The 24877-nt window shown below is 57.7% G+C and carries 31 protein-coding genes, 1 tRNA gene and 1 pseudogene; 17 read left to right on the forward strand and 16 right to left on the reverse strand.

Features of this window, described 5'->3' with window-relative positions; genetic code table 11:
• Positions 1 to 175 precede the first annotated feature (175 nt).
• Positions 176 to 1582, reverse strand: coding sequence for a type I glutamate--ammonia ligase (gene glnA, locus ACXAEK_RS14390; RefSeq protein ID WP_475042885.1), 1407 nt, complete (start codon positions 1580 to 1582; stop codon positions 176 to 178).
• Positions 1583 to 1627: 45 nt separating this feature from the next.
• Complete coding sequence (locus tag ACXAEK_RS14395; protein ID WP_008554830.1) at positions 1628 to 1966, reverse strand: P-II family nitrogen regulator; 339 nt, start codon at positions 1964 to 1966, stop codon at positions 1628 to 1630.
• A gap of 169 nt (positions 1967 to 2135) precedes the next feature.
• On the opposite strand from ACXAEK_RS14395, the pseudogene ACXAEK_RS14400 reads away from it, so the two are divergent.
• A pseudogene (locus ACXAEK_RS14400) lies at positions 2136 to 3826 on the forward strand (NAD(P)H-hydrate dehydratase).
• Positions 3827 to 3829: 3 nt separating this feature from the next.
• Here the strand turns inward: ACXAEK_RS14400 and ACXAEK_RS14405 are convergent.
• A complete protein-coding gene (locus ACXAEK_RS14405) occupies positions 3830 to 4357 on the reverse strand; it encodes a Hint domain-containing protein (protein ID WP_475042887.1) in 528 nt (175 codons plus the stop codon).
• Positions 4358 to 4579: 222 nt separating this feature from the next.
• Here ACXAEK_RS14405 and ACXAEK_RS14410 point away from each other — a divergent pair.
• Positions 4580 to 4664 (forward strand) — tRNA-Leu (locus ACXAEK_RS14410).
• A 94-nt stretch (positions 4665 to 4758) separates the two neighbouring features.
• On the opposite strand, the gene ACXAEK_RS14415 is transcribed toward ACXAEK_RS14410, so the two are convergent.
• The 11 genes from ACXAEK_RS14415 to ACXAEK_RS14465 form a co-directional block, all read right to left on the reverse strand.
• A complete protein-coding gene (locus ACXAEK_RS14415) occupies positions 4759 to 5760 on the reverse strand; it encodes a site-specific integrase (RefSeq protein ID WP_475042889.1) in 1002 nt (333 codons plus the stop codon).
• Positions 5754 to 5960, reverse strand: coding sequence for a helix-turn-helix transcriptional regulator (locus tag ACXAEK_RS14420; protein WP_475042891.1), 207 nt, complete (start codon positions 5958 to 5960; stop codon positions 5754 to 5756). The genes ACXAEK_RS14415 and ACXAEK_RS14420 overlap by 7 nt, the downstream gene beginning before the upstream one ends.
• Complete coding sequence (locus ACXAEK_RS14425; RefSeq protein ID WP_475042893.1) at positions 5961 to 6692, reverse strand: DNA cytosine methyltransferase; 732 nt, start codon at positions 6690 to 6692, stop codon at positions 5961 to 5963.
• A 152-nt stretch (positions 6693 to 6844) separates the two neighbouring features.
• Positions 6845 to 7222: a DUF1364 domain-containing protein gene (locus tag ACXAEK_RS14430; protein ID WP_475042895.1), complete on the reverse strand. Its 378-nt coding sequence runs from the start codon at positions 7220 to 7222 to the stop codon at positions 6845 to 6847.
• Entirely contained in the window at positions 7219 to 7611 is a 393-nt protein-coding gene (locus ACXAEK_RS14435) for a zinc-finger-containing protein (RefSeq protein WP_475042896.1), read from the reverse strand. The genes ACXAEK_RS14430 and ACXAEK_RS14435 overlap by 4 nt, the downstream gene beginning before the upstream one ends.
• Positions 7608 to 8018, reverse strand: coding sequence for a hypothetical protein (locus tag ACXAEK_RS14440; RefSeq protein ID WP_475042898.1), 411 nt, complete (start codon positions 8016 to 8018; stop codon positions 7608 to 7610). Before ACXAEK_RS14440 ends, ACXAEK_RS14435 begins: the two co-directional genes overlap by 4 nt.
• Positions 8018 to 8704, reverse strand: a complete 687-nt coding sequence (locus ACXAEK_RS14445; protein ID WP_475042900.1) for a hypothetical protein — start codon at positions 8702 to 8704, stop codon at positions 8018 to 8020. The genes ACXAEK_RS14440 and ACXAEK_RS14445 overlap by 1 nt, the downstream gene beginning before the upstream one ends.
• Complete coding sequence (locus tag ACXAEK_RS14450; protein ID WP_475042902.1) at positions 8701 to 9402, reverse strand: lambda exonuclease family protein; 702 nt, start codon at positions 9400 to 9402, stop codon at positions 8701 to 8703. Before ACXAEK_RS14450 ends, ACXAEK_RS14445 begins: the two co-directional genes overlap by 4 nt.
• Before the next feature lie 97 nt (positions 9403 to 9499).
• Positions 9500 to 9787 (reverse strand): hypothetical protein, encoded by a 288-nt coding sequence (locus ACXAEK_RS14455; protein ID WP_475042904.1) that lies wholly within the window; start codon positions 9785 to 9787, stop codon positions 9500 to 9502.
• 5 nt (positions 9788 to 9792) lie between these two features.
• Positions 9793 to 10161 (reverse strand): hypothetical protein, encoded by a 369-nt coding sequence (locus ACXAEK_RS14460; protein WP_475042906.1) that lies wholly within the window; start codon positions 10159 to 10161, stop codon positions 9793 to 9795.
• 335 nt (positions 10162 to 10496) lie between these two features.
• On the reverse strand, positions 10497 to 11267 hold the full coding sequence (locus tag ACXAEK_RS14465) for a hypothetical protein (protein ID WP_475042908.1): 771 nt from the start codon (positions 11265 to 11267) through the stop codon (positions 10497 to 10499).
• 509 nt (positions 11268 to 11776) lie between these two features.
• Here ACXAEK_RS14465 and ACXAEK_RS14470 point away from each other — a divergent pair.
• The 4 genes from ACXAEK_RS14470 to ACXAEK_RS14485 all read left to right on the forward strand — a co-directional run bounded on the left by ACXAEK_RS14470 (position 11777) and on the right by ACXAEK_RS14485 (position 16748).
• Complete coding sequence (locus tag ACXAEK_RS14470) at positions 11777 to 13567, forward strand: caspase family protein (protein WP_475042910.1); 1791 nt, start codon at positions 11777 to 11779, stop codon at positions 13565 to 13567.
• 297 nt (positions 13568 to 13864) lie between these two features.
• A complete protein-coding gene (locus ACXAEK_RS14475; RefSeq protein WP_475042911.1) occupies positions 13865 to 14179 on the forward strand; it encodes an ArsR/SmtB family transcription factor in 315 nt (104 codons plus the stop codon).
• The gene (locus ACXAEK_RS14480) at positions 14176 to 14565 is read left to right on the forward strand and encodes a VOC family protein (protein WP_475042913.1); all 390 of its coding nucleotides are present in this window, start codon (positions 14176 to 14178) and stop codon (positions 14563 to 14565) included. Before ACXAEK_RS14475 ends, ACXAEK_RS14480 begins: the two co-directional genes overlap by 4 nt.
• A gap of 323 nt (positions 14566 to 14888) precedes the next feature.
• Positions 14889 to 16748 carry an adenylate/guanylate cyclase domain-containing protein gene (locus ACXAEK_RS14485; RefSeq protein ID WP_475042915.1) on the forward strand — a complete coding sequence of 620 codons (1860 nt, stop codon included), beginning with the start codon at positions 14889 to 14891 and terminating at the stop codon, positions 16746 to 16748.
• Between the two features lie 520 nt (positions 16749 to 17268).
• Here ACXAEK_RS14485 and ACXAEK_RS14490 read toward each other — a convergent pair.
• Positions 17269 to 17943 carry a hypothetical protein gene (locus ACXAEK_RS14490; RefSeq protein WP_475042917.1) on the reverse strand — a complete coding sequence of 225 codons (675 nt, stop codon included), beginning with the start codon at positions 17941 to 17943 and terminating at the stop codon, positions 17269 to 17271.
• A 50-nt stretch (positions 17944 to 17993) separates the two neighbouring features.
• Between ACXAEK_RS14490 and ACXAEK_RS14495 the strand changes: the two genes are divergently transcribed.
• Positions 17994 to 18464 (forward strand): hypothetical protein, encoded by a 471-nt coding sequence (locus ACXAEK_RS14495; protein WP_475042918.1) that lies wholly within the window; start codon positions 17994 to 17996, stop codon positions 18462 to 18464.
• A gap of 2 nt (positions 18465 to 18466) precedes the next feature.
• On the opposite strand, the gene ACXAEK_RS14500 is transcribed toward ACXAEK_RS14495, so the two are convergent.
• Positions 18467 to 18712, reverse strand: a complete 246-nt coding sequence (locus ACXAEK_RS14500) for a hypothetical protein (RefSeq protein ID WP_475042920.1) — start codon at positions 18710 to 18712, stop codon at positions 18467 to 18469.
• 75 nt (positions 18713 to 18787) lie between these two features.
• Here ACXAEK_RS14500 and ACXAEK_RS14505 point away from each other — a divergent pair, with 75 nt between their 5' ends.
• From ACXAEK_RS14505 to ACXAEK_RS14550, 10 genes are all read left to right on the forward strand, one after another.
• Positions 18788 to 19165, forward strand: coding sequence for a hypothetical protein (locus tag ACXAEK_RS14505; RefSeq protein ID WP_475042922.1), 378 nt, complete (start codon positions 18788 to 18790; stop codon positions 19163 to 19165).
• A 311-nt stretch (positions 19166 to 19476) separates the two neighbouring features.
• Positions 19477 to 19743 carry a hypothetical protein gene (locus tag ACXAEK_RS14510; RefSeq protein WP_475042923.1) on the forward strand — a complete coding sequence of 89 codons (267 nt, stop codon included), beginning with the start codon at positions 19477 to 19479 and terminating at the stop codon, positions 19741 to 19743.
• Positions 19743 to 19955 carry a hypothetical protein gene (locus ACXAEK_RS14515; RefSeq protein WP_475042925.1) on the forward strand — a complete coding sequence of 71 codons (213 nt, stop codon included), beginning with the start codon at positions 19743 to 19745 and terminating at the stop codon, positions 19953 to 19955. The genes ACXAEK_RS14510 and ACXAEK_RS14515 overlap by 1 nt, the downstream gene beginning before the upstream one ends.
• The gene (locus ACXAEK_RS14520; protein ID WP_475042926.1) at positions 19952 to 20338 is read left to right on the forward strand and encodes a hypothetical protein; all 387 of its coding nucleotides are present in this window, start codon (positions 19952 to 19954) and stop codon (positions 20336 to 20338) included. The genes ACXAEK_RS14515 and ACXAEK_RS14520 overlap by 4 nt, the downstream gene beginning before the upstream one ends.
• Positions 20339 to 20341: 3 nt before the next feature.
• Positions 20342 to 20650, forward strand: coding sequence for a hypothetical protein (locus ACXAEK_RS14525; RefSeq protein WP_475042928.1), 309 nt, complete (start codon positions 20342 to 20344; stop codon positions 20648 to 20650).
• A complete protein-coding gene (locus tag ACXAEK_RS14530) occupies positions 20647 to 21450 on the forward strand; it encodes a hypothetical protein (protein WP_475042929.1) in 804 nt (267 codons plus the stop codon). Before ACXAEK_RS14525 ends, ACXAEK_RS14530 begins: the two co-directional genes overlap by 4 nt.
• On the forward strand, positions 21431 to 21826 hold the full coding sequence (locus tag ACXAEK_RS14535) for a hypothetical protein (RefSeq protein ID WP_475042931.1): 396 nt from the start codon (positions 21431 to 21433) through the stop codon (positions 21824 to 21826). The genes ACXAEK_RS14530 and ACXAEK_RS14535 overlap by 20 nt, the downstream gene beginning before the upstream one ends.
• Positions 21823 to 22431, forward strand: coding sequence for a transcription termination/antitermination protein NusG (gene nusG / locus ACXAEK_RS14540; protein WP_475042932.1), 609 nt, complete (start codon positions 21823 to 21825; stop codon positions 22429 to 22431). Before ACXAEK_RS14535 ends, nusG begins: the two co-directional genes overlap by 4 nt.
• 140 nt (positions 22432 to 22571) lie before the next feature.
• Positions 22572 to 24317: a calcium-binding protein gene (locus tag ACXAEK_RS14545; RefSeq protein WP_475042934.1), complete on the forward strand. Its 1746-nt coding sequence runs from the start codon at positions 22572 to 22574 to the stop codon at positions 24315 to 24317.
• A 297-nt stretch (positions 24318 to 24614) separates the two neighbouring features.
• On the forward strand, positions 24615 to 24770 hold the full coding sequence (locus tag ACXAEK_RS14550; RefSeq protein ID WP_475042936.1) for a hypothetical protein: 156 nt from the start codon (positions 24615 to 24617) through the stop codon (positions 24768 to 24770).
• Positions 24771 to 24877 lie beyond the last annotated feature (107 nt).

The following is a 24877-nucleotide window of genomic DNA, read 5'->3' on the forward strand; positions in this document are numbered from 1 at the left end:
CCCTGCGGGCCTCCCCCGGAGTATTTCGAACCAGAAAGAAGCCGGCTTTTCCTCTTGCTGCAAATATCCCGGAGCGCGAGGCAGAGCCTCGCATCCGCGGGCAGCGGTACGCGCCAGCGGCGGCAAAAGAAAAGGGCGCCCCGAAAGACGCCCTCTCTGTAACTGGTCTGTCAGCTTAGCAGCTGTAGTACATGCCGAATTCCACCGGGTGCGGGGTGTGCTCGTACTTGTGGACCTCTTCCATCTTCAGCTCGATGTAGCCGTCGATCTGGTCTTTGGTGAACACGTCGCCCTGCAGCAGGAAGTCGTGGTCGGCGGCCAGGGCGTCAACAGCTTCGCGCAGTGAGCCGCAGACGGTCGGGATGCCTTCCAGCTCTTCGGCCGGCAGATCGTACAGGTTCTTGTCCATGGCTTCGCCCGGATCGATCTTGTTCTTGATGCCGTCCAGGCCGGCCATCAGCAGGGCTGCAAAGCAAAGGTAGGGGTTTGCCGCCGGATCGGGGAAGCGGGCCTCGACGCGCTTGGCTTTCGGGCTTTCGGTCCACGGGATGCGCACGCAGCCAGAACGGTTGCGGGCGGAGTAGGCGCGCAGAACCGGGGCCTCAAAGCCCGGGATCAGGCGCTTGTAGGAGTTGGTGGACGGGTTGGTGAAGGCGTTCAGGGTCTTGGCGTGCTTCAGGATGCCGCCGATGAAGTAGATCGCCTCGTCCGACAGGTCGGCATATTTGTCGCCTGCAAACAGCGGCTTGCCGTCTTTCCAGATCGACATGTTGACGTGCATGCCAGAGCCGTTGTCGCCATAGATCGGCTTCGGCATGAAGGTGGCCGATTTGCCGTAGGCGTGTGCCACGTTGTGGATCACATACTTGTACTTCTGCAGCTCGTCGGCCTGTTTGGTCAGGCTGTCGAAGATCAGGCCCAGCTCGTGCTGGCAGGAGGCAACCTCGTGGTGGTGCTTGTCGACCTTCATGCCCAGGCGCTTCATGGTCGACAGCATCTCGGAACGCAGGTCCTGCGCTTCGTCGGTCGGGTTGACCGGGAAGTAGCCGCCCTTCAGGCCAGGGCGGTGGCCCATGTTGCCCATTTCGAATTCCGCATCGGTGTTCCAGGAGCCGTCGGTTGCGTCAACCTCATAGGACACCTTGTTGATGGTGTTGGAGTAACGCACGTCGTCGAACAGGAAGAATTCCGCTTCCGGGCCCATGTAGGCCACATCGCCGATGCCGGAGGACTTCAGGTAGGCTTCCGCTTTCTGCGCGGTGCCGCGCGGGTCGCGCTCATAGGCTTCGCCGGTGTCGGGCTCAACGATGGAGCAGTGCAGGCACAGGGTTTTTTCCGCGTAGAACGGGTCAATATAGGCAGAGGTGGTGTCCGCCATCAGTTTCATGTCGGAGTTTTCGATCGACTTCCAGCCGGCGATCGAGGAGCCGTCGAACATGAAGCCTTCTTCCAGGAAGTCTTCGTCAACCAGGTCCACGTCCACGGTGACGTGCTGCAGCTTGCCGCGCACATCGGTGAAACGGATGTCGACATATGCGACGTCTTCCTCACGGAGAGTCTTGAGAACTGCGTCTACGCTCATTCCCTTGGTCCTTCTGATATAGGTATCTGGAGATTTCGTGTGTGTTTACAGCGCGTCCGGGCCGGTTTCGCCGGTACGGATGCGGATGGCTTGCTCGACGGGCGAGACAAAGATCTTGCCGTCGCCGATCTTGTCGGTCTTGGCGGCATCTACAATGGCCTCGATCGCCTGGTCGACCTGATCGTCGTCCAGCACAACCTCGACCTTCACCTTGGGCAGGAAGTCGACCACATATTCAGCGCCGCGGTAAAGCTCGGTGTGGCCCTTCTGGCGGCCAAAGCCCTTGACCTCGATGACAGAAAGACCCTGGACGCCAACGTCCTGCAACGCTTCCTTCACCTCATCCAGTTTAAAAGGCTTGATGATGGCTTCGATCTTTTTCATGCCTTGCCTCCTCGCAAGCTTGTTGGAGGTGTCATTTCACTTCTAAATGAACGCAGCAATGCAGGAGGCTGCGGCTGCGGCAATTGCGGGCAGGATTTGATCGGGCCTGCCTAAAAATTAAGCACTGCGCCCGGAAATTGCGCAGAATTGAATCGGAGAAGGGCGAAACATGACCGAACTGCTGACCGCAGCCCAGATGCGGGCCATTGAGGTGGCTGCCATCGAGTCCGGCGAAGTCACCGGGCTGGAGCTGATGGAGCGGGCCGGGCAGGGGGTGGTTGAGGCCATCTTTGAGGAGTGGCCGGAACTTGAACAAGGCTGGGAACCCGTCGCTGCACCTGCAAGCTATATGCGCGCAGATGCCGGCTACCTTAGAAGGGCCGTTGTGTTGTGCGGGCCCGGGAACAATGGTGGTGACGGCTTTGTGGTGGCACGGCTCTTGAAGGAGCGCGGCTGTGAGGTGGAGGTGTTCCTTTATGGAGATCCAAGCAAGCTGCCGCCGGATGCGAAGGTGAATTATGAGAGATGGCTGAAGATGGGAGGCGTGAGCGATCTACTCAGCTGCAGGGAAACTAAACTGCTAGGCGGACATAACAAAAAGACCCGCGTCTGGTCAGAAATGCCATTGCAGCAATGGCAAGATGCAATGTTGATTGATGCACTGTTCGGTATAGGTGTGAGCCGTCCGATGGATGAAGAACTCAGGGAAGTTATCCGCGAAATCGAGTTGCATTCAGGTGCTGACAAACGCGTGGCGATCGACATACCAAGCGGATTGCATTCAGACACGGGCGTTTTCGTCGACTTCGCGCCATGCGAACTGAACGAAATGTGGGAAGCAGTTGAATTTGTTCCTATTGAAGCCGACCTCACCGTAACATTTCATCTGCCGAAGAGAGGCCAGGTCATGAGAGAGGGTGCAAAAGCCTGCGGGAAGCTGGTCGTGAAGAGCATTGGACTTTGAATGTGTTGGAAACGGAAATGACAACAAAATCCGGAATGCCGCTTTTTACGAAGGAAAACCTTCCTGACCTCAAAAAACTGGTTGGCCACAAATATTCCCACGGCCACGCCCTCGTCCTCTCTGGCGGCCACGGCAAAACCGGCGCCGCCCGGCTGGCTGCCCGCGGTGCGCTGCGGATCGGGGCCGGGCTGGTTACCGTCGGTTCGCCGCGCTCGGCGATGTTTGAAAATGCCGCCAACCTGACCGCCATCATGCTGCAGCAGATCGACGGGGCGCATGGGGTCAGCGAATTGCTGGAGGACACACGGTTCAACGCGGTCTGCCTTGGCCCCGGATTGGGGCGCGGGGCGGATACGCAGGCGCTGGTGATGGCCGTCTTGAAAGAAAAGCGTGCCACTGTGCTGGATGCTGATGCGCTGACCCGGTTTGAGCTGAAACCAGAGGCGCTGTTTGAAATCCTGCACGAGAACTGCGTGCTCACCCCGCATGGCGGCGAATTTGCCAAGCTGTTCCCGGACCTCGCGGAGAAGCTGAACGCACCAGCCACCACCGGCCCCGCCTATTCCAAAGTGGACGCCACCCGCGAGGCCGCCAAACGCGCGGGCTGCGTGGTGCTGTTCAAGGGGCCGGATACAGTGATCGCCGCGCCGAACGGGCGCTGCTCGGTCAATTCCGCCCATTACGAGCGCTCCGCGCCCTGGCTCGCCACCGCCGGGTCGGGCGATGTTTTGGCGGGGTTCATCACCGGACTGATGGCGCGCGGCTTCGGTCCAATGCAGGCAGCAGAGACCGCCGCCTATATCCACGTCGAATGCGCGCTGGAATTTGGCCCGGGACTGATCGCCGAAGATCTGCCGGAGCAGATCCCCGCGGTGTTCCGCAAACTGGGCCTCTAAGGCTCAGGCCGCCGGGCGCAGGTCCTCTTGCGGCGCGGCGGCCGCGGCCAGTTCCAATCCGCCTGCATAGATCACATGCGGGCGGGAGAACTCGAGAATGGTCAGATCCATCATCTGCAGCCCCATGTCGCGAATAAACTCGCCGTCCACCAGCTCATAGGCCGGCACCACCGCCTGCGGCTGGCCGAACATCGCCTTGGCGCGCCAGTCGCGCACCAGGATGCGCTGGTCCCATGGCACCACCAGATCGCTGTCAGCACGTGTGTCGCCTAGCGACCCGGCGGCAATGCAAACCGCCTGCAGCATCGCGCGGCGGCTGCGCACTGCCGCTACCTGCGCCATGCCTTGGGTGCGGGTGATCAGGCTGTCGCCCGCCTTGATCTCTTCCGCGGCGCGTTCGCCGTCGCGGGTCAGCACAATGGTGCCGCGCAAAAGACTGATGTTTTGGCTGCCCTGAAACAGCCGCTGGGGACGGGCCTGGCCACGCGCCGCCAGCTGCGCCCGCAAGGCCGCATTGCCGAATGGTTTCATCTTGTTGCTCGCTTTGTCTGCCTCAGACTTTTTTCTGAAACTACGCCACAACTGGATTCCAGGCCCAGTCTTTTCCGGCAAAAATCCGCCCATTGTTGCACGATTGCGGACGGATTGTTGCTGTTTTGCATAAGCCGCCGGCGGGCGCGTTTTCCGCTCGCATCCCCCGCAAAGCTTTGCTATTGACCGCGGCACGCAGGGCCGCGCGCCTTGCGGAACCGTGCGGGTGTGGCGGAATTGGTAGACGCACCAGATTTAGGTTCTGGCGCCGCAAGGCGTGGGGGTTCAAGTCCCTTCACCCGCACCACTTTGATTTTAAACGGAAAAACCGGGAATTTACACGGCGCTAGCCAGTGCTGATTTTATAGTTTCCCAGAAGGTTTCCCAGAATCACGTTCTATTCACGTTCTGGTCCGGCGGGCCTGAGCTGCTTCTGACAGCTTTCGCTGGTTCGCTTGACTCCGGTACTTTTTGACCATCTCAAGTGTCTTGTGCCCGGTAACTGCCTGGATCTCGCTATCGCTGGCGCCAGCTTCAGCAAGCGCAACCGCAGCAGAATACCTCCACCCGTGAATGACGAATTCCTGGGCGCCGATTTCCTCGCGCACCACCATGACCCGCTGCTGGATGGTTCGTTTGGCCACGCCCTTGTGAAGCGACTGCGCTATGATGAACCGGCCTTTGCGGGGCAGGGTCTCAAGGTATTCACGCAGAAAGACCGGGCAGGCGACCCAAAGGCGTGCGCCGGTCTTCTCTTGAGCCACCGAAATGAACCCGCCGTCATAGTGAGCCCACTCCATGCGGATTACGTCGCCGATGCGCTGGCCGGTGCCGATCCCCAGCATAAAGGCGGTCAGCTCCCACTCCAGTTCGCGGGACCGGCAGTAGTTTTCGTAGGCTGTCAGCTTGGCCTCTGGCCAAGGCTGGTATTCGCCGCCCTTCAGCTTTCCGACGCCAGTGGCCGGGTTGGCCTTGATCCATTCGAGATCGATTGCATGCTTGGAGAGGATGGAGAGCATCTCCACCATGGCGTTCCCCTTGCGCCAGGTCTCTGCGAACTTGTCGCGGGCTGCTATCACATCCCGGCGGCGGAGCTTGGTGAAGTCCGCCTTGCCGTTCTTCTCTCGGATCAGTTCAAGAGTGCGCCTGTACTCCTTCTGAGTGCTGGCCTTTTTCGACTTGAACGCCGGGCTCTGATAGTAACTCTGGATCAGGGCTTCAAAGGTGGTTGCCTTGCGTTTCTTCAGAAGGCCGTTGCGGATCGCCCAATACTCCTCATCGAATGTGGGGCTGTCTGGGTTGTCCGGCAGGCGCTGGTATATTTCGCCGCGGCGGAAATAGTAGTACGTCTTGCCCTTGACCGTTTTGCTAGTCAGGTATTTCCGCTGCAATTTCTTCACCATGTGATCTGTTCTTCATCCATTGCGGAGCCGTTCAGGACAGCATTAATGTCTGCCACGCGCCAGCGGAGAATATCGCCGCCAATCTTAGCGGGAGGCGGAAGTGAGCCGCAGTCCACCAGGTGAAGGAACTGCTTCACGGTCATGTCCATCATTTTCGCAGCGGTCTTTTCGCTCACTGCGAGAGGTTGCGGAGTCCCCATCTATTTCACCTCCTGAAGTGCGGCGCTGGCTGCAGCTATGCAGCGCCCAATGACTTCCGCCATCTCTGGCGGATTGCTGTCGCCTAGGGCTTCGATCCGCTCGCGCCGGGCTCTGGAATGCTCCCGCACCATTTCTCCGGCAGATTTAGCGTCCACAGGTAGAGATGCGAGCTGATCCGGGTCCCAAGCACCTCGGGCATTTGCTGCCCTCTTGGTTTCTTCAATCGCTCGTGGTCCCGCCTTCCAGGCGATCTCCAGTCGCGGCAGGCTGGTGCAGGCCACCAAGTAGACGCGCCTGCGAAGGTAAGGCGCGCCAATGTCGCAAGCGCCGAACTCAAGCCGGGCGACGTGGAAACCAGATCGGGAAAGATCTGCAGACACTTTGGCTTCCCACGCCGCATTTCCCGGGGGCTGCTCCACGACAATCCATTCTGCTCCGGCGTTGAGCCCGACGCGGAGCATTTCGGACCACAGGCTATGCCCAGTTCGTTTTCCATGGATAGCTGCTGCAACACTTGTCTCCTGGCAGGGCGGACCGCCGAACACGACGTCGGCCGCGGGTGGGTTGTAGGTCGAAACGTCATCGAACACCGGGACGCCCGGGAAACGGTCTGTAAGGATCGACCGTCGGAATTCGCTTTTCTCCACAAAGGCAACATGGTCCGTGAGCCCTGCGCGCTGAAAGCCCAATGCGTGACAGCCGATGCAGGAAAAGAGGTCGATGGTTTTCATGGCATCTCTCAGGTGGATTTAAACTGCGTCTTGAAAGCAACCGGGCGGGTATTGCGGCAAAGTGAGTGAACCAGGTCTGGCGGGTTTCAGGCAGGACGCGGGGTGCGGCTGCTTCATGCTGGTTCGGGTGCCCGGTTGCTGTCAGGGCGCAGTCAGGCGACGATGAGGTTGCCCATGCGGTATTGCGCGATGAGGGTTTCCCCAAAGGCGCGGGTCAGATCATCCCAGCCCCAGAGTTCGCCGTTCCGCCGGCGGTCCAGAGCGTCGTGGCAGCTGCTGCAGGCGAAGACGGCGAGGAAGTCGTATGGCTTCTCTGCGGCGCCGGCCCAGCCGAAGGCGCGGATGTGGCAGAGGCTCGTCGTCTCCGGGTCGTGGTTGCAGCAGGAAAGGCGAAGGGTGCAGGGCTGACCCTTTGCAGCGCGGCACATCTTGGTCATCTTCGGGCCGCCGGACTTCAAGCGCTTGCGGGGTGCCTTGACGGGTTTGGCGCCTTTCAGGCCGAGGGGGCCGCGTCCCATGAGGTCGGTCATGCCTGCGCTCCAATCTCTTTGACGATCCGGTAGACCTGCCGCGCCTCATCGACGCTGCGAATGTTGGCGGTGTGGTAGCCTTTGCGGCCGAGCCGCTCGGCAATCTCGGCATAGACGGCTTTGCGCTTCATGCGGCCGCTCTGCCAGATCGGATCCAGGACGCGGTGAATGTGCTGGCGGGCATGTTTCACCTCGGGCGTGGGGATGCATCCAAGCGGGTTTGTCGGGTTGCTGGTTTTGTGGTGACAGCCGACGTGGTTGCCGCAGGTGTCACACTTCCAGAATGGCAGCGCGGACAAATCACGGCGGTGCGGGTAGATTTCGACCCCATCTGTGAGGCGCGCCGGTACTTTTTTCTCGCAACCACAGCAGTAGATTTCGCGGGTCATTTCGCCACCTGCTGCCACGGGTCAAAGCCCATCTCCGAAATGAACCGCAGCTGCGCCTTGCGGAAGTACTGGGCGAACTCGCTCTCGTTCATCTTGCTGAAAGCTGTGGACTGCACGCGGATCTCCCATTGCCCGGTCAGAGGGCTGAAATACTCGTCGACATAGCCGCAGTATTTCTTGAGGTCGGCATGCAGGCGCTCAGTTGTCGGCCAGACGTCGCAATGCTCGATGGCGGTGTGCAGGCCCGCCCAGTAGGCGGAGTTCCGGGGCAGGCCGCGGCCCTTGCGGGGTTTGGCCGTCAGAACCTGGCCGGGCACCAGATCCTCCAGCATGGGGGCGCTGTGCCGGCCGTAGGGCTCCAGGCCGCCCGGCGTCTTGATCAGCAGGATATCGGGAGCCTTGTCCATTACGCGGCCTGCTCACTGGTGCTGAACGGATCATCCTCAGTCACCGCGTCGTCATCCTGCGCGGCGGCAAGGTCGGCCTGCACAGCCATCTTCTGCAGTGCGTCGAGCTTGATCTCGGTGCCGGGCAGCAGGCCGTTGACGACTTTGCGCGCCCAGTTGTCGTTGGCTTTGACCCTCTCGCTGTTCCACCAGGCGGTGAAAGCAGCCTTGCCGCGTTTCGCAGCTTTTTCAGCGTCATGCAGGACGGCGTTGATTTCCTCGGCAGTCGGCTCGGCGGGCATCTGCTGCTGAGATGCTGGCAGCGGTGTGACCGTATGCTGTTTTTTCCTCCCGCGGGTCTCGGTGAGAAAGAAGGACTGCGGCGCCTCCATGTGGGACAGCTGCGAGATGCGGATGCCACCGACCTTCATGCCGCCGTACTTCACCTCCGGGTCGAGGTAGAGGGTCATGGAGCGGCCGACGTAGGCGGTGCTGTCGTCGCCCCAGACGCGGATCAGGAGCCGGCGCATGGTTTTGCAGGGTTTGAACGGCTTGCCGTTGTCGCCTTCGAACTGGATCCAGACCGGCTGGTCCTCGGAGGCGTTGACCCGAACACCGGTCACGCGGATAGTGCGATCCCCGCCAATCAGGTCTTCGGCGTTCAGCTGGTCGGACTTGGCGGCGATGGTGTGCAGAATAGAGGTCACAGGATCATCCCTTCATAGTCGATACGTTCAGTGGGGGTGTAGACGGAGGCGTCAGCCGTGGCGGCGCGGTATTCCGCGATGATGCCCTGCACGTTCTCCTCAAAGGCGCGGGCGGCCTCGGCAATGGCCGCCTGATAGTCTGGGTCCGGCACGACCCGGTGCACCATCATCGGAAGGCCGTGTGAGAAGCTGATGAAGTCGCACCAGTCCCGGCCGGACAGCAGCAGCCCGGCCTGCACCTGGGCCATGTACTCCTTGGGGATGCCTTCGCCACGCTCCCGGGCGTTGATGCTGGCGATGTGCAGATGGGGGTCGCGGCTCTTCACCTCGATCAGCCCGTCAGCGCCGACCAGGCCGTCAGGCGAATAGCCGAAGTGCGGAAAGCGGTCATTGGTGATGAAGCCCACCTCGCTCACGGTGGCGTACTTCTTGGCATAGAGGTCGCGGGCAACTTCCTCGTCGATATGGCCGCGCAGCATCTTCTCGGAGGTGTAACCCTCTTCCTCCGGGATGCCGGTAATGCGCTGCACAGCGATCTTGTTCGCCAGGGCGCGGGTTTTGTCGTTGGCGGCCAGCTTGAGGGTCGGCGTCACGATCTCTTTGACTGTGCTTGCAGTCAGCACGCCGCAGCGCAGCTGGTGCCATTCATCGCTGCCTTGTTCTGCATTGTGCAGCTTCACGGGTGAAAACTGGTTCAAGTCTCGCTCCTTTCAAAGAGCCCCGGCGGCATCGGGCATTGCTGCCGCCGGGGTAAAGTGGGGCGCCGGGACGTGAGGCGGGCGCCCGTAGGGGAGTTCAGGGGGTCTGGTGCCACATGGTGCGCAGGGCCTCGGCGTGACCGGTCAGCTGGGCGCCGATGGAGAGGCCACCGATTGCCATGCAGGCCCAGAAGAGGACGTGCATTGCGGTGTGGTGGCCGCGGCGCGGGCGCTGCAGGGCAGGGTGTGCCCATGTGCTTGTGCTGAAGTTGTGATCGAGCCCCCGGCGAGCCGTTCGTTGTGAGTGGTGGCGCTTGGTAGCGCCCGCCGGGGGCGAGCCTGCTTCCTTGAGGAGTTGCTCAACCTTGGGTTTAAATTGTTTCATGAAAATCACTCTGCCGCAATAGCCAAAAGCGGCTCCGCTGCGCGGAGGAGGGCGGCAGCGTCAAACTTGGCGTCTTCGTCATCGTAGATGTTCTCGAACTCGGCCAGTTCCTCAGGGAAAGCCTCTTCCTCGAAATAGGCCTCGATGCGGGTCACCTCTGCTTTCCCGAAGCGCAGGACCAGCTCGTCGCGGCTGTAGAGCATGTCATCGACCAGGGCGAAGGCGATGGAAGCGTATGCTTCCCAGACGCCGGCCTCTCCGGTTTCACAGTCAGCCGGTACGCGGGAAGCGGTCCAGCAGAACTCGGCGGAACCCTCGAAGTCCTCGCCGCTGCGATCCGTCAGTTCGATTTCCTTGAAGGCCGTGCTGTGCATCTCGGTTCTCCCTTTGCTTGGGAGTAAGATTGCACGCAATAGCGTGCGCGTCAACCAAAAATGAACGCAAAAGCGTGCACTCACTTTCCGGCCCTGCAGAATCGCCTTTCCTCTTTGGCAAACACCAGCGCAGCGTGCGCGCAAAGAAAAAACCCACCGGAGCGGGGTTAGGGACTAAGAGGGAGCAAGATAGAGGGGGCTTCGCTTGGGAATGGGCGAGACCGACGAGGCGCGGGACCAACCGGACTCTCGCCGCATGCGCAGCATGGGCCTTATCAAGCGTCTGCTTTGCCTGAGAACGCGTAAGATAAAAAACTGCTGTCAGTCAAACGCTATCAAGCTTTGTACGCCCATAAGGGTTCTTTGTTATTCTTGATGAACTTATCAACGCTTTCGACCACACCAGTTCCACGGGTGCCGGAGTAGTGGTAAGCCATGCCATTGATTACATACCCTTGATGGTTCGTACTGCAGATATGATACTCACCAGATTTGCCCTCATTCTGGAAGAACTCAATTGCTTCGGCCTTGTGCATCCAACCCCTGGCGAGCTTTCCACCCAATTTCTTTGCAATGTCACCTCCAAATTGCTTGGTCAGATTGAACTCTTTTTTCTTACCGGCGACGACAAAAGTTGAGCAGTTTAGCCCCGCTGGCCCACAGTGGATTTTTTTTCTATGCACCAGAAGATAGTACTTCCCGATAGGTTTAATGTGCAACATAGGAGAGTCGGCAATGTAAATCCATTTATTCATTGTAGCAGACATGAGTGCCTTTATGCTCAATGCTCCTTGATAAGGCTCCGCTGGGCAAGTGATCTTCACACCTTTGGAAAAATCATAGTCTTTGATGTTTTTGCTGTTCCCAAACCCGACATAGACAGTTAGTGGCTTGCCCCATTTGTTTTGAGCTCCGATAAGGTCCAGCATCTTTCCAAAATCTTTTGGTGTGTACTTTCCGGAGCTCAGCATCATTGTCTTGTCGCCTACGACAAGCATGACTTTTTCGCCATTATTGGGCTTGCCCCTGAAAGAGATTTTATATCCACCCGCTTCCGGTGTAGTTAGAGTGATCTTTCCAAGTTTAACACGGTCCTCGCTCACCATCGAAACAACTCCCACTATAATAATGTTCGAAAGTGTATCAGATTTCTCGATTGCCTAAAACCTAGCTGAGAACCTATTGAACAAGTTAACAAAGAGCCATCTGCGATTTCCCTGCATCCGATCTGAGGAGGGGGTAATCCCCCCGATCTTAAGGGGATGCGGAAGTAGAATTTTCTCGGCAGGATGAACGAGGAGATTCCGATGAAGAAGACACGTTTCCCTGAGGCCCAGATGGGATGCCTTTCCGCTCGTCAGTATTGCCAAAATGAACAACGCTGCCCCCCCCATCGGAGTAGATTGGCAGCCACAGGAGGTCAGCGACATTCGAGAGAAGGTCGTACTTCCCTGTAAACTTCTCAAAGTGCCTACCCCGTTCCCACGGGCAAGGTGAACCCGATCACCATGGTTGCCCGGCTTAAGCAGCGCAAAGCTGTTGCCAGAGATTGCATCACGATCTAGCGTTTCATCAGCCAAAAGCGGATCGGAGCAACACAAAACAAAGCGAGATAATGCTGATTAGAGTTCTGCCATTAGTTGCGCTTGTCCTTGCAGCCACTCTTCCCAGTACTGCGGAGACCAAAGAGCGTGTCGCTCTGATTATTGGTAACAGTGGGTATCAAAGGGTTCCGAAACTAAGCAATCCGGCCAACGATGCAACTGATATTGCGTCGGCTCTTAAGCGGTTGGATTTCGAAGTCATTCTTGCGTTGGATGCCGATGATCAGCAGATGCGCCAGCTGTTCCGCGAGTTTGCCCACAAGGCAGAAAACGCCGAACTGACGTTTGTTTACTTCGCTGGGCATGGAATTGAGGTCAACAAAGCCAACTATCTTATTCCTGTCAATGCCGAACTGGCAACAGACCTCGATGTCGAGTTTGAGACAATACCCCTAGATCTGGTGATGCGCTCTCTAGCTATGACAGAAGGTATCAAAATCGTGCTGATCGATGCCTGTCGTGACAATCCTTTTGCTAAGCAGTTGATTGTAAAAGGTGGATCGCGTTCGGTTGGCACTGGTCTCGTCCGAGTGGATCCGATTGGCGGCGTTTTGCCCGGTGGCATACTTGTGGGCTACGCTGCACGCGAAGGCAGCCTTGCATTCGACGGGACTGGTCGAAACTCACCCTATGCGCAGGCGCTGTTGGAGCACTTGGAGGAGCCCGGGCTGGAAGTAAGCAAGTTCTTCCGTAAAGTTCGTGACCGGGTGTTCGAACTCACTGACGGGGCACAGGAGCCGTTTACTTACGGAGCGTTGCCGGGAGATGATATCTACTTTTTAGCACCTCAGAACGCTAGTGTGAAAAACACTGCTTTGACCGAACAGGAAACTGTAAGGCAATCTGAAATTCTGCGACGGTTTGCTCTTGCCGAAAAATCCGCAGATGCAAGTGTTTGGAATAGGTTCATTGATGATTTCTCGGATTACCCTGACCATGAGTTAGTAGTCTTGGCGCACCGGAAACGCGACTTTCTTGAAAGCGTATTCTTGAAGCGAAAGCGTAAATTCGTGCAGGAGCCTTGGATCGATGTTGATTACAGAGACGATGGAATTACTCCGATACTTACGGCGGAGCAAAGAAAGCTCGTTCAGACTTCTTTGAACTTCATGGGATTTGATCCAGGTCCAGCTGACGGCGTCTTCGGTCCAAAGACCAGAAATGCTATTGGGTTAGCACGAGGTGCGGCGGATCTGTGGCCGAGTAGCAAGGTTGACAGATCGCTTCTCGAAATCCTGGTTGATCCGTTCGAAATTGAAGACCTGATGTCAGAGCGTGCACGCAGTTATATGGACATTCAGTTGCCTCCGACGGCTGAACCGCGCTTAGCGCAAGCTCTTAAAGTTTTACAGTTTCGAGAAATTCTTTTTGATTACTATCAAGGGCGGCTTTACATAGGAGTCCTTCCATTGCAAGGTCACGACACCTGGCATCAAGCGGGTCGAATTGCAAAACGTGCTGGAGGGCATTTGGTGACCATCTCTGATAGGGCAGAGAATGATTTTGTATTTGATCTTTTTGCTAAGGATGATCGGTTTTTTTTGCACTATAGTGGCTTCACGTCTGGACCTTACATTGGGCTGTACCAACTGGATAAAACTAGCGAGCCGAACGGTGGATGGACTTGGGTGGATGGCAATCCTCTGACCTACGAGAATTTTGCGCAAGGCCAGCCTGACAATTTTGAGAATGGACAGCACTACGGAGTCTTCTTCTCGAGGCGAAATGGCGGGTTAGAAAGCACTTGGGCTGATATGGAAGATACGCATATACCTGTGGGTTTTGTGATTGAAATCGAGTGAACCTCAAGTAACAGCGCATAGCCGCCGTTCGGATCCGCTTGTGACGCACGTGCGGCGAAAGTCTGGTTTGTCCCGACTGCCGTCATTCCTTAGCGAACCTGTCAATGGCCGCTCTGCGCCGTTCTCGACGTGCTGCACACGCGAGGGGCAACCTGCCGGCCAACGGCGGCAATGGGCTCGTACCGAACGCCAGCCCTTACCCCAACGGATGTCCGGATCAGCTCATCCTAGCGTTTCTACGTGCTGCCCAAATGGCTGGTTCGATTGACATGCAACAATATTGTTGCATTATGAGGCATGAGCCTTCAATTTGATCCGCAGCTAAGCATTCTCTTCAGCGCCCTTGGTGACACAACGCGGCTGTTAATCCTTGATGAGCTGAGAAAGCGTGACGACCAGACGCTTTTCGAGCTTTGCGCGCGACTGTTCGAAGAGCATTCAATCACAATATCCCGACAAGGCATCACAAGGCATCTGAATACGCTGGAGCAGTCTGGATTAATAACCACGGCATGGCGAGGGCGCACCAAGATTCACACTCTGGCGGCAGCGCCAATTGTGGATGCAATCAACCCCTGGGTGGAACTTTTTTCTCAAGGAGACACTAAATGAAAATGTACATGAAGAGCGTCGTTGTTGATGATCAGTCAAAAGCACTCGATTTCTACACGAGCAAGCTTGGTTTTGTTGTGAAGCACGATATCCCGTTGGGCGAACACCGTTGGCTGACAGTAGTATCTGAGGAGGAAGCCGAAGGAGTGGAGTTGGGTTTAGAGCCGAACGTGCATCCGGCAAGCCGCGCCTATCAGGAAGCACTTATGGCTGATGGTATTCCCGTTTCAGCATTCAGCGTTGACGACATTGAGGCTGAGGTTGCCAAATTAAAGGCAGCGGGTGTTGAGTTCACACAGCCTCCTGTGAAGGCTGGCGGTGCGACGATGGCGGTTTTTGACGATACCTGCGGCAACCTCATCCAGCTAGTTGAGCTACATGTTTGACCGGCAAGTATAGGAATACCGCAAGTCCATAAAGCTGGCATACGTTGATCGCACATCAACGGCGGCAAGGCCCCGCGCAGCCCTTCCCTGAATGGCGGCTTTGGCGCCGATAGCGCCGCGCTGCGCAAGCAAAGACCTGGCAACCGAGCAAGGTCCGCAAAGGGCTCGAACTACCGGTCTGTGCCCACCGCAACGGACAGCAGGATCGAGTCCGCAGCAGCCATAGTCGTTCATCGGCAGATGTGTTGCACATCACGATGCCCGCAGATTCCTCGACGCCCCCTCGCTTCTTAAGCTAGGCTGATCTGAAGGGGGTCTTTGCTATGGGACACGGACACCAGGAACGCAGGCTGACAACCATCCTTTCCGCCGATGTCGTGCGCTATTCAAACCTAATGCGGCAGGATGAGAGTGGCACCCTGACGGCGCTAAAGGCGCTCCGGCGCACAGAAATCGACCCGCGGATCGAACGGCACCATGGTCGGACGGTCAAACTCATGGGCGACGGAAGCCTTGTTGAGTTTGCCAGCGTGATCGATGCCGTCAGTTTTGCCGTCGATGTCCAGCACGCCATTTCGGCGGCTCAGGAAGAACCGCTTGAAGAGGACAAAATCCTGTTTCGCATCGGCATCAATGTGGGCGATGTCATTGTCGATGGCGACGACATTTACGGCGACGGGGTGAACGTCGCCACTCGGATCGAAGGTCTGGCAGAGCCCGGCGGGATCTGCATATCGCGCAGCACTTTTGACCAGGTGAGTGACAAGCTCGACCTCACCTTCGCAGACATGGGACTGCAGGAGGTTAAGAATATTCCCGCTCCGGTGGAGGTCTATCGGATCGAATTGGACGCCCGTTCGCAGGCGCTGGCCATGGAAACCCCGCCGCCCATCTCCGAACAACAGGGCGCACCGCGCAGCAAATTGCAGCAATGGGTTGTGGCCGCAGGGTTCGTCATCCTGGCTCTTGTGGCGGCATCCTATTATTTTCAGCCCAAACCTGTCAAAGCCCCTGTGATCGCTGTGCTGCCGTTTGAAGACCTAAGCCCCGAAGAACACATGGGTGTTCTGAACGACACGATAGGCGATGGCATCATCACGTCGCTGGCGCGGTACAGGGAATTCACCGTCATTTCGCGGCGCTCCAGCTTCAAGTTCCGCAACTCCGACCTGGGCGTTTCCGAGATTGCCAAACAACTCGGCGCTGATTTCATTCTAGAAGGCAGCCAGAAATTCGATGGGGAACGGCTTGTGGTGACTGCACAATTAATCGATGCGGAAACGGAAACGCATACTTGGGTTGATGAGATAGATGCCCCGCTGGAGGCGCTGTTGAAGACGAACAGTCAGATCAGCCGGAAGATTGCCAATGCCGTCGGTGCTAAGGTGGTTGACACCGCCGAGGCACGCATGTCCGAAGGCGATGTCAGCGCTTTGTTGATCTCCAACGCTGCGCAAAGCCGGATCATGCGGAATTTCAATCGCGAGAACCTGTTGAAAAACATCGAAGAACAGGAGCAATCCCTCAAAGACTATCCGGAGTCCGCATGGGGCCATATAGGCCAGGCCTTGTCGCTTCGCATCGGACTGCGCTATGGCTGGATCGAGGGCGATGAAGAAGCCCTTCGCACACGGATGATCGGTCTCGCCCGCCGGGGCGTGGAACTCGACCCGAACAATTTCCTAGCCTATCACGCTTTGGGACGCGCTCTGGTGATGAACCGTGATGTTGAGGCCGCGTCTGCCGCTTTCAGCCGTGCCATCGAATTGAACCCCTCGTCTCATTTCTCACGCAACGCGCTGGCCCAGGCACTGTCCTATATCGGCGAAACCGACGAAGCTTTGGCTGTGCTCGCAGAGTCCGAGCGTGTCGATCCGCTATACGGGCATGACGTCCAGTGGGAAAAGGCCAGGATCCAGTGGCAAATCGGAGAATGCGATCAGGCCCTAGATACATTCGTGTCGGCGCCGTCTATGCCTGTTGCTGCCAACAAGACGCTCGCGGCCATCCACCATTGCCTTGAAGAACCAGACAAGGCGGCCAAGGCAATGGCTGAATACGAAAGGGAAAACCCCACCTGGACCGTGTCGCGGGAGCGGGATGTCAATTCCGGCGTATGGACGGCCCCGGGTGTTCTCGACAGGTGGCTGAATGCCATGAAGGCGTCCGGAATGCCTCAATAATGCTCATTTCCGATCATCAGCCAACGACAGCTTCGGCCCGCTGTGCTGACCTTCCCTGATGTACCTTACAAGAACTGCTTAGCGCCGTTCGCGGCTTGCTGCATGAGCGAGAGCCTGCCTGGTGGTCAGTGACCGCAAAGGGCTCAGGCCAACCCTTCTAGCGCGTCCATAGCTGGCCCGCTGCTGTCGCTGTGAGAGTATAGAGTGAACGGGTGATTCCACCACATCTAGCGCTCGCACTGCGATACTACCACGTTTCTCACTCTTCGCCTGTGCTACATCTTGCGGCTTGCAGTGTTCCCCATTTGTTCTTATCAGAATACTGCAAAGTGCAGGATGAGCCTCGGCCCCAGGCCTCGCAGTGCCCCTCACGCTCCCATACCGCATTGGCGGGAAGTTGGCCGCAAGTCTGCTGCGGCTATGTCAGTATGATAGTGTGGGGGATGTATGCTTGAAGTTAGCGAGCTGATTGAGGTTTTGGAGCTGTGGTCAAAGCTGTCGCCGTCAGCAAAGAGTATCGCTATGGATTATCTGCGCCGTGAGACAGTGAGCCCAGAAGCTCGCGGAACTGACCACGGGCCCGCTCTGGAAGTTCAGAATAGAGGCCAAGCATCTCAAGGTCCTCGGCGCTAATGCGGATGCCCAAGAAGATGAAGGCTATGGCGGACTGATCCAATTTGCTCAGGATCGAAAAGAGTTTGTCGCCCCCCGGATCCTTCTTGTTCTTCAGCATTTGGGAGATGAAGTTTGGCCCCAGGCCCGCCTCAAGGCTTAAGGCGCGCATAGACCTGGGGTCATCCGCAATCACTTCTGACAATCGATCAAACCAACCGTTTTTCATAGGCTTAAGCCTATCACCGCGTTGCACGCACGTCTCAACGCAATAGCGTGCATTGACTTGCACGCAATAGCGTGCATATTGTGGCGCATGACCCATGATCTCCTTACCGAACTTGAGCAAATTCAGAGCGAGACGGGCCTTTCCGATCACAGGATCGGCATTCTGATCGCCAACAATGGCCGACTGCTTGAAAGGCTGCGGTCTGGTGGGCGTGTTTGGCCTGAAACCGCAAGCAAAATTAGCGCCTCCATCGCGGCGTTTTGGGCTGAAAGATCTTCTCCGCGCCCGACGGTGCGCCAGTGACCAGCCGCCTCCCTCCATTCTCTTAGCAAAACCAAATCCGCCTGCATCCATGCTCACACTATGGAAGCGGGAGGTCCGAAACCCAAGGAAAAGGCCTTTCCATGCAGCCGAAGATCGCCGCGCAAATGTTTGACAACCTGGTGACGCAAGCTGGCGGCAAGGAAGCCGCTGCCTCGGTCATCTCCTCAGCAGTCGGGCACCCGATCAGCATTGGTACCCTCTCCAAGATCAAGGGCGGCAGCGCCGAGGTTCCGTTGCTCTGGGCCTGGGCGCTGATGGACGCCACCGGCAACCACTGCTTTGACAGCTACCGGACCGCCACCACGGTCCCGAACATGGATGTGTGCTTGTTCGCACTGTCGGGGCGGGCGTCGGAGGAGGGTGGTCAGGCCGTCGCCGCCGGCATCCGGGCCGCGCAGTCAGGCAAGGCCGGGGATCATGCCTCCGCGGCTGTCGAGTCACGTGAGGCCGCCGCGGAATTCACCAAGATGGCGGAGCACTTCGAGGCTCAGGTGGCGGGCAACGTTTTCCAGATAAGCAGGGCAGCCGTTCACGAGAGGGGGCAGGGGTGATGTCAGTTCTTAGTGACGGGGGTATCGCTCGGCTCTTTGTTTGCCATCGCGATTGCTCTTTGCAAGGCCTCGACCAGCTGCATGGCGGCGGCGCTGCTGCATCTGAGGCGGGCCGTCACTGCGCGCCTTACTTCGACGCTGCCATTGGGCGCGGGGTCGAGCATATTTGCTTCCAGCTCGACCTGGATGGATCCGCCGGCTTTTCCGAAAGTCGTGCATCCGTCGAAGTACACAATGTTGTCACTCATTCTCAAATCCTTCGAAACCAAAGCGGGGGGATCATAGGCCAGTATTCCTTAAGGCGACCCCAACAAGCCGGGGACATGAGCGAGGTTTCTTGCGGTTTCGCTTTCGCTGCCTTGGACGGTGACGCGAGCAACTCTCCAGCTCGCGGTTTTTCAAAGGTTGAGATCGACAATGAAGCGATAGACCTGATCGTGCGTGGTCTGACCATCAATTCTCATGGCTCTAAGACTGCGTGGCACTCCCCGGGCTATTTGGCTGAGATGCTGCATCTCCTTGTCTTTAGTGTACTCCGCGGCCAGTGCCATTACCGCCAGGATATCAGCGACGTTTGCGCACTGAGGGCATCCAGCGTCCCTGCTCTTGCCGTTCGTACATCCAACGAAAGATACCGGCGCCTCGCAGATACCGCAAAGAACCGGGTGTTCCACTCCATTGATGGAGATGCCGATGCTTGAATTGTCGGACATCGAAACCGCTTACCTCAACTTCTGGCGTAACTCGCCTGCACCACACTACCGGAAGGGCGGTAAATTCCTCGTAAAAGTTTGGGTTCCGCCGTGAAGCAGCACCCATCCTATCTCTCTCCCCAACAGAGGCAGTGGTCAGTCGAGCAGTAGTTAAAGAGCCGGAGCGTGACTTTTACCGGCCCAGATTGACCCCCTGAATTTGAACTGAAGACGGCGAGATTTTCGCCTGATCGGCGCGCGGCGCCAGACCCTCTCAACGAGTGAACCCGTCCTTAAGCACAGGAGGAATGCCTATGCCTATGAAAGATCCAACTCACCAGAACCTTGATGGTGGCGACCTGACCGCGCGCATCGCTGCGACAAAGGCGGGCCAGTGCACCTGGGCACGGCCGGATCTGAACAAGCGTTGCACCGCCTGCGCTCACTACCGCGACGGCGAGGTGGCCAAAGGCAAGAACCAGGGTTTCGGGTTCTGCGCTCTGGTGAAGGTTCATACCAAGAAAAGGGGCAAGCTGTTCGATGGGGTTGCAGCCTGGGCCTGCGGTCAGTTTGCGAGCAAGCACTGATGGCCGACGAACATCTGAAAGCCATTCCCAGCGCCGAAAGCGGCTTGCTCACCTTCCAGATGGATCGGGCGGGCTATGAGCTGTTTGAGCGGCTGCTGAAGCGGTCGGCTCCGGCGCGCTCTGACGACGCCGGCACATTCAAGCAAGCGAAGGACCGGGTAGACGGCGCATTCTTTGCTGGCGCCTCTCAGATGGGGTGGCTCCGCAAATGACTGCATTGATCCGCCCGACCTCCTTTCATGCAGCCGACGCGGCTAGTGCTTGTACACCACCAGCCGGTGTACAGGCTGACCCGCTGGACCTGCTCTTTTTGCGCCTTCAGCGGCAGCAGCGGGCCGAGGAGGCGGCCCAGGACCGGGCGGCCGAACACCTCGCTGCCATGATCGGTGACAATGGCGGCCCGCCGCTGGTCGAGCCCTTCGGGATAGACGCCCCGTGGTTTCAGTTCGCCAACGCGGAAGAGGTGGCCCGACTGGCAAAGCTGCATGTGCGCATCGAGCGCCGCAAGCTGATCCTGGCCGACGATGTGGGGGAGCGCACCAAGATCATGAAGCGCTGTATCCGCCGGATGCGCCGGGCAGCTGGGAAGGATTGATCCATGACACGCCGCCGCGCCGCCAAGGTAGATGCCAACCAGCCCCAGATCGTGGCTGCTCTCCGGCGTGCCGGGGCAACCGTCACGCCCACCTACGCAGCGGGCGAGGGCTTCCCTGACCTGGTTGTCGGATACCGGGGCGTGAACTTCCTCCTGGAGGTCAAGGACGGCGCCAAGCCGCCCAGCGGCCGTAAGCTGACGCCAGATCAGCGGGAATGGCACGCCGCCTGGCGCGGGCAGAAAGCCGTTGTGGAGACCGTCGCGCAGGCGCTGGACGCCTGCGGCATAGAATTCAGAGGTGAAATCTCATGACTGGCTGGGTTTGTTCGCACCGGAGAATCTGGGAGCACCCCATTTTCGAGAACAACGCCCTGCGCGTTGGCGCGTGGCACTGGCTGCTGCACAAGGCGGCATGGAAGCCGACCCCCTTCAATGTGGGCGGCAGGATGATCGAGATCCAGCGCGGCCAGGTCTGTATCTCCCAGCGGCAAATGGAGGCTGCAACCGGCATGGGCCGGCAGGCTCTGCGCACCTTCTTGCAGCTGCTGGAGGACAGCGGCGCGATAACCCAAAAGGTAACCGGCAAGGCAACCCAAAGGCGCACCATAATAACCATTTGTAATTATGAGAAAAATCAAGCCGCCAGCGAGGGTGAAAACCCAAGTGCCAACCCGCCAGCAACCCAGCAGCAACCCAATAAAGAACAAGTAAACAATAAAACAACCTCTCCTGACGGAGAGGATGCGGCTGCGCCGCCGACTGAGCAGTCCGGCGAGGTGGTGGTTGTCTCGGCAACCACGCAGGCCGTGTGGAAAATCGGCAAGCCCGCCTTGGCCGCAATGGGCGTGAAGAACCCAGGCCCGATGATCGGCAAGTGGATCAAGGAAGCCGGGCCGCCTGCCGTTCTCCTAGCAATCGACGCGGCCCAACGGGCCGGAACCGAAGACCCAATCCCGTACATCACCGAAGTTTTGAAAGGAGCCTCCGATGACTTTTCCCGCCGCCCAGCAGCTCCCGACCGACCCGAACACCGGCCTGACGCTGCCCTTGAGCAGATCGCTCGGCTCGCAGGACTTGGCCAAGCACCGGGCCATGGTTGCGGTCGAGCTTGAGGTGCTCGCCAAGAAGTTCGACCGGTTTGGCTGGGAGCGTGACCGCGGCTCCGCGGCCCATGACCGGATGCTGATCGACTGGATGAACGCGCTGCAGGATTTCCCGTTGGGTGAGGTTCAGGCCGCCTGCCAGGCCGCCGTGCTGGCGAACCCGAACAAGATGCCGAACGAGGGACATGTCCGGGCGGAAATCATGAAGGCCCGCGCTGTCCGGCCGCGGCTGGTGCGTTCGGAGCCTGAGGCACCGAAGGAGCCGCCCGTGACGCCTGAGCGGATGCAGGAGATCCTCGAGGAGGAGGGCATGACCCGCGCGGCTTTGGCCGGCAAGCTGCTGAAGGCAATGCCTGGCACCCAGCACCGGAGCGCTGCAGAATGACCTGGTACCTGGGCATTACCACCACCAAGAAAGTCACCCTCCCGCGCCACCTGCATTTCGAGGCGGAGACGGGAGAGGGGGCAGAAACCGTGAGCCAGGAACGCGGGGAGTTTGCCGTCGAGCGCCAGCTGCGGGCTCTCGGCATCGAGGCGTTCGCCCCGCGCAAGATCGAGTTCAAGCGCCAGGGCAAGAAGCGCCATGCAGAGCCGGTGACCAGCGCCTACTTGCCGGGCTACATCTTCGTGGACATCCCGCCTGAGCTTTTCGCCCAGGCTATCCAAAGTCGCGGCCTGAACCCCTCACTGATGATGGTGGCGCCGAAGGAAGTGGAGAAACACGTGCAGCCCTTCTTGAGCAAAGTCGAGGAGGAGAACGCAGACGCGAAGCGGATCATTGATAGCCGCGACAGGGCTGCGATGTGCCAGTTTGAGCCGGGGGCTGCGCTGGAGGTGCTGTCCGGGCCGTTCATGGGACGCATTGTGAGCTTCAAAGACATGGTCCAGGCGGCCCACGATGTGCACCCAATGATTGAAGCGCAAACGCAGATGTTTGGACAGTCAGTGCGGGTCCAGGTTGATCCACTTGATGTGAAGGGGGCGGTGTGAGAGGCTAGGAGCGGAATACACCGCATCGCTGATCTCTTGAGAACCTAACAACTTTATGCACTATTAATATAACGGACCACTAAGACATTCTCTTTGTGAGCAGAGAAGCATCTGAATAACTGTATTTTTGGGACACCTTTATGAACGAGAACATTATTACAGGCACTTCTGGCAGCGATTCTGTTATTGCGACCGAGCTGAATGACGTAATCAGGCTGGGGGATGGTGGTGATGTTGTCTTTGCCTACGATGGTACTCAAGTTGGTGACAGTTACTTCGGCGAGAACAGCAGTGATCACCTGAGTGTCGGACCGACCCGGGGAAACTTTAACTACTCTGGCCATGATTTTTTCACAGGAGCCGGTTTCTCCTTCGATGGAGGCGCAGGAATAGACAGTGTCGCAATCAGGCAAACTTCAAGCGGAAGCCTGTCTCTGGACCTTAACCCCGAATACAGCTTTGATTTGACGATTGGCAACGTTCAATTGATCGATATTGAAAGCCTCAGGATTTCATCCGTCGACACAGTTATGAATGTTAATCTGAAACTGATCCCTTTGGATGAAGGGCGCGGCGCAGGAAGAGACTTCGAGTTTTCCAGCTACAACAAGGGTTCAGTGATCACGGTCGACTTTTCCGATTTTGACCAGTCCAATAGTGGCGCCTTTGGAGCAACCGGTGGCGATGGGCTTCCAAGCGGTTTGCACACAATCAACTCATCGGGCCTGTCAATTTTAAGCGGCGGTACCAATTCCCAGACAACCACCACCCAGAGCGCCACATTCAGGGCAGAGACAGTAAATGTTATAGGAAGCCAGCTGCCTGACCGGTTTACGGCAAGATTTGGGGACACGCTCACGATTTATGGAGAAGGCGGCGCTGATATCTTTGACATTGCCACGAGCAACCGGCGCGGCGGTCACACCTTTCACGGGGGCGACGGGAACGACAGTTTCCAGCGCATGGGTGACGGTACGAAAAATCTGAGCCAGAACAAGTACTTTGGTGAAAGAGGCAACGACGAGTTTTTCGCCAATGGCTTTGAGCGGGCTTTGTTCGATGGCGGTGCAGGCTATGACACCGTGACGTTTTCGCGTGAGGTGAAAATAAATTTGAACAAGCAGTCCGCTAATCGCGGTGAAGCCCGAAAGCTTGAGCTTGTCGATCTGGAAGAGTTTTCACTGATTGGCGGAAGCACTTTCAAAGGATCATCTACAGGCGAAACTGTCGTGGTTACACCTGCGACCAGAATAGGAGCAGACACGGATGTATTCGGCCGTAGCGGAGATGATACATTTTTGGTGTTTCCAACCGACCGGTCGGGGCGCCTCACGTCCGATAACTTCTTTTTCTCTGGTGGCAAGGGAAAAGATACTTTTCAGATTTTCAATGCAAATCAAACATTTGAGCCTCATGTGTTTGACTTGATGGACCGGAACAACAGCACTGGGTTCGCAACGCAAATTACCTTGAGCAGTGTTGAAAATATTTCCGGCAGCGCCATCAACGAAAGCATCTATGGGAACAATAGGGGCAACGTTCTCTCAGGTCAGGCCGGTCAGGACGAGTTGGACGGGCGCCGGGGAAAGGACACATTGGATGGTGGAGAAGGTAACGATACTCTCACTGGCGGCGCAGGACGTGATACATTTGTTTTCGCGCGCAGGTATGACATCGACACCGTTACCGACTTCGACGTCGAGCGTGACAAAATCGAGTTGGAAAGCAGATTGCTGCAAGGCCGTGATGACCCAGACCGCGTTGTAAATCGCTTTGCCGAGGTCATTGGTGACCGGGTTGAGTTCGATTTCGGCCGCGGTGATATCCTGGTTTTGGATGGTGTCAGCAGCCTTGACGGGTTGGCCGACACGCTGGTTCTCGTGTGAGACCGCTGCAATAGCCGCTAACCCGGCCTGCAAATGCTTTTTCAAAGTGCCAATGGGCTCAGGTGGTTTTCTGTTTTAGCAGATGCCTTGCGCAACTACTTGAAGATTTGGCGAAATTTGGTGCTGTGCACCCATTGTCGAATTGAGCGTGTATCGCATGGCTCCGGGCCTACCACATGGCTTACCTGAGAGGGCGGGCGTCATCGGAGCTGCTCATTTGGTCTTTCCAGCACTTTCCAGGATCCAGATCGTAACTGTTTGCTGATAATGGACAGCGGGCAGGAGGCCCGTAGACACGTGAAGCTCTTTCTGATCAAGGTTGCCGCGGCAAATACAGAGGCTCAGCGGATCATCGATAGCCGCGACAGGGCTGTGATGTGCCAGTTTGAGCCTGGTGCCGCGCTGAAGATTCTGGCCGGGCCGTTCATGGGGGCGCGTTGTCAACTTCACTGACATGGTTCAAGCTGCACACGACATGCATCCCTTGATTGAGGCGCGTTCTGAAATGTTCGGGCAATCTGTGAGTGTGAAGATCGACCCGCTGGATGTGAAGAGGGCGT

Source organism: Leisingera sp. ABM4_101 (assembly GCF_056158725.1).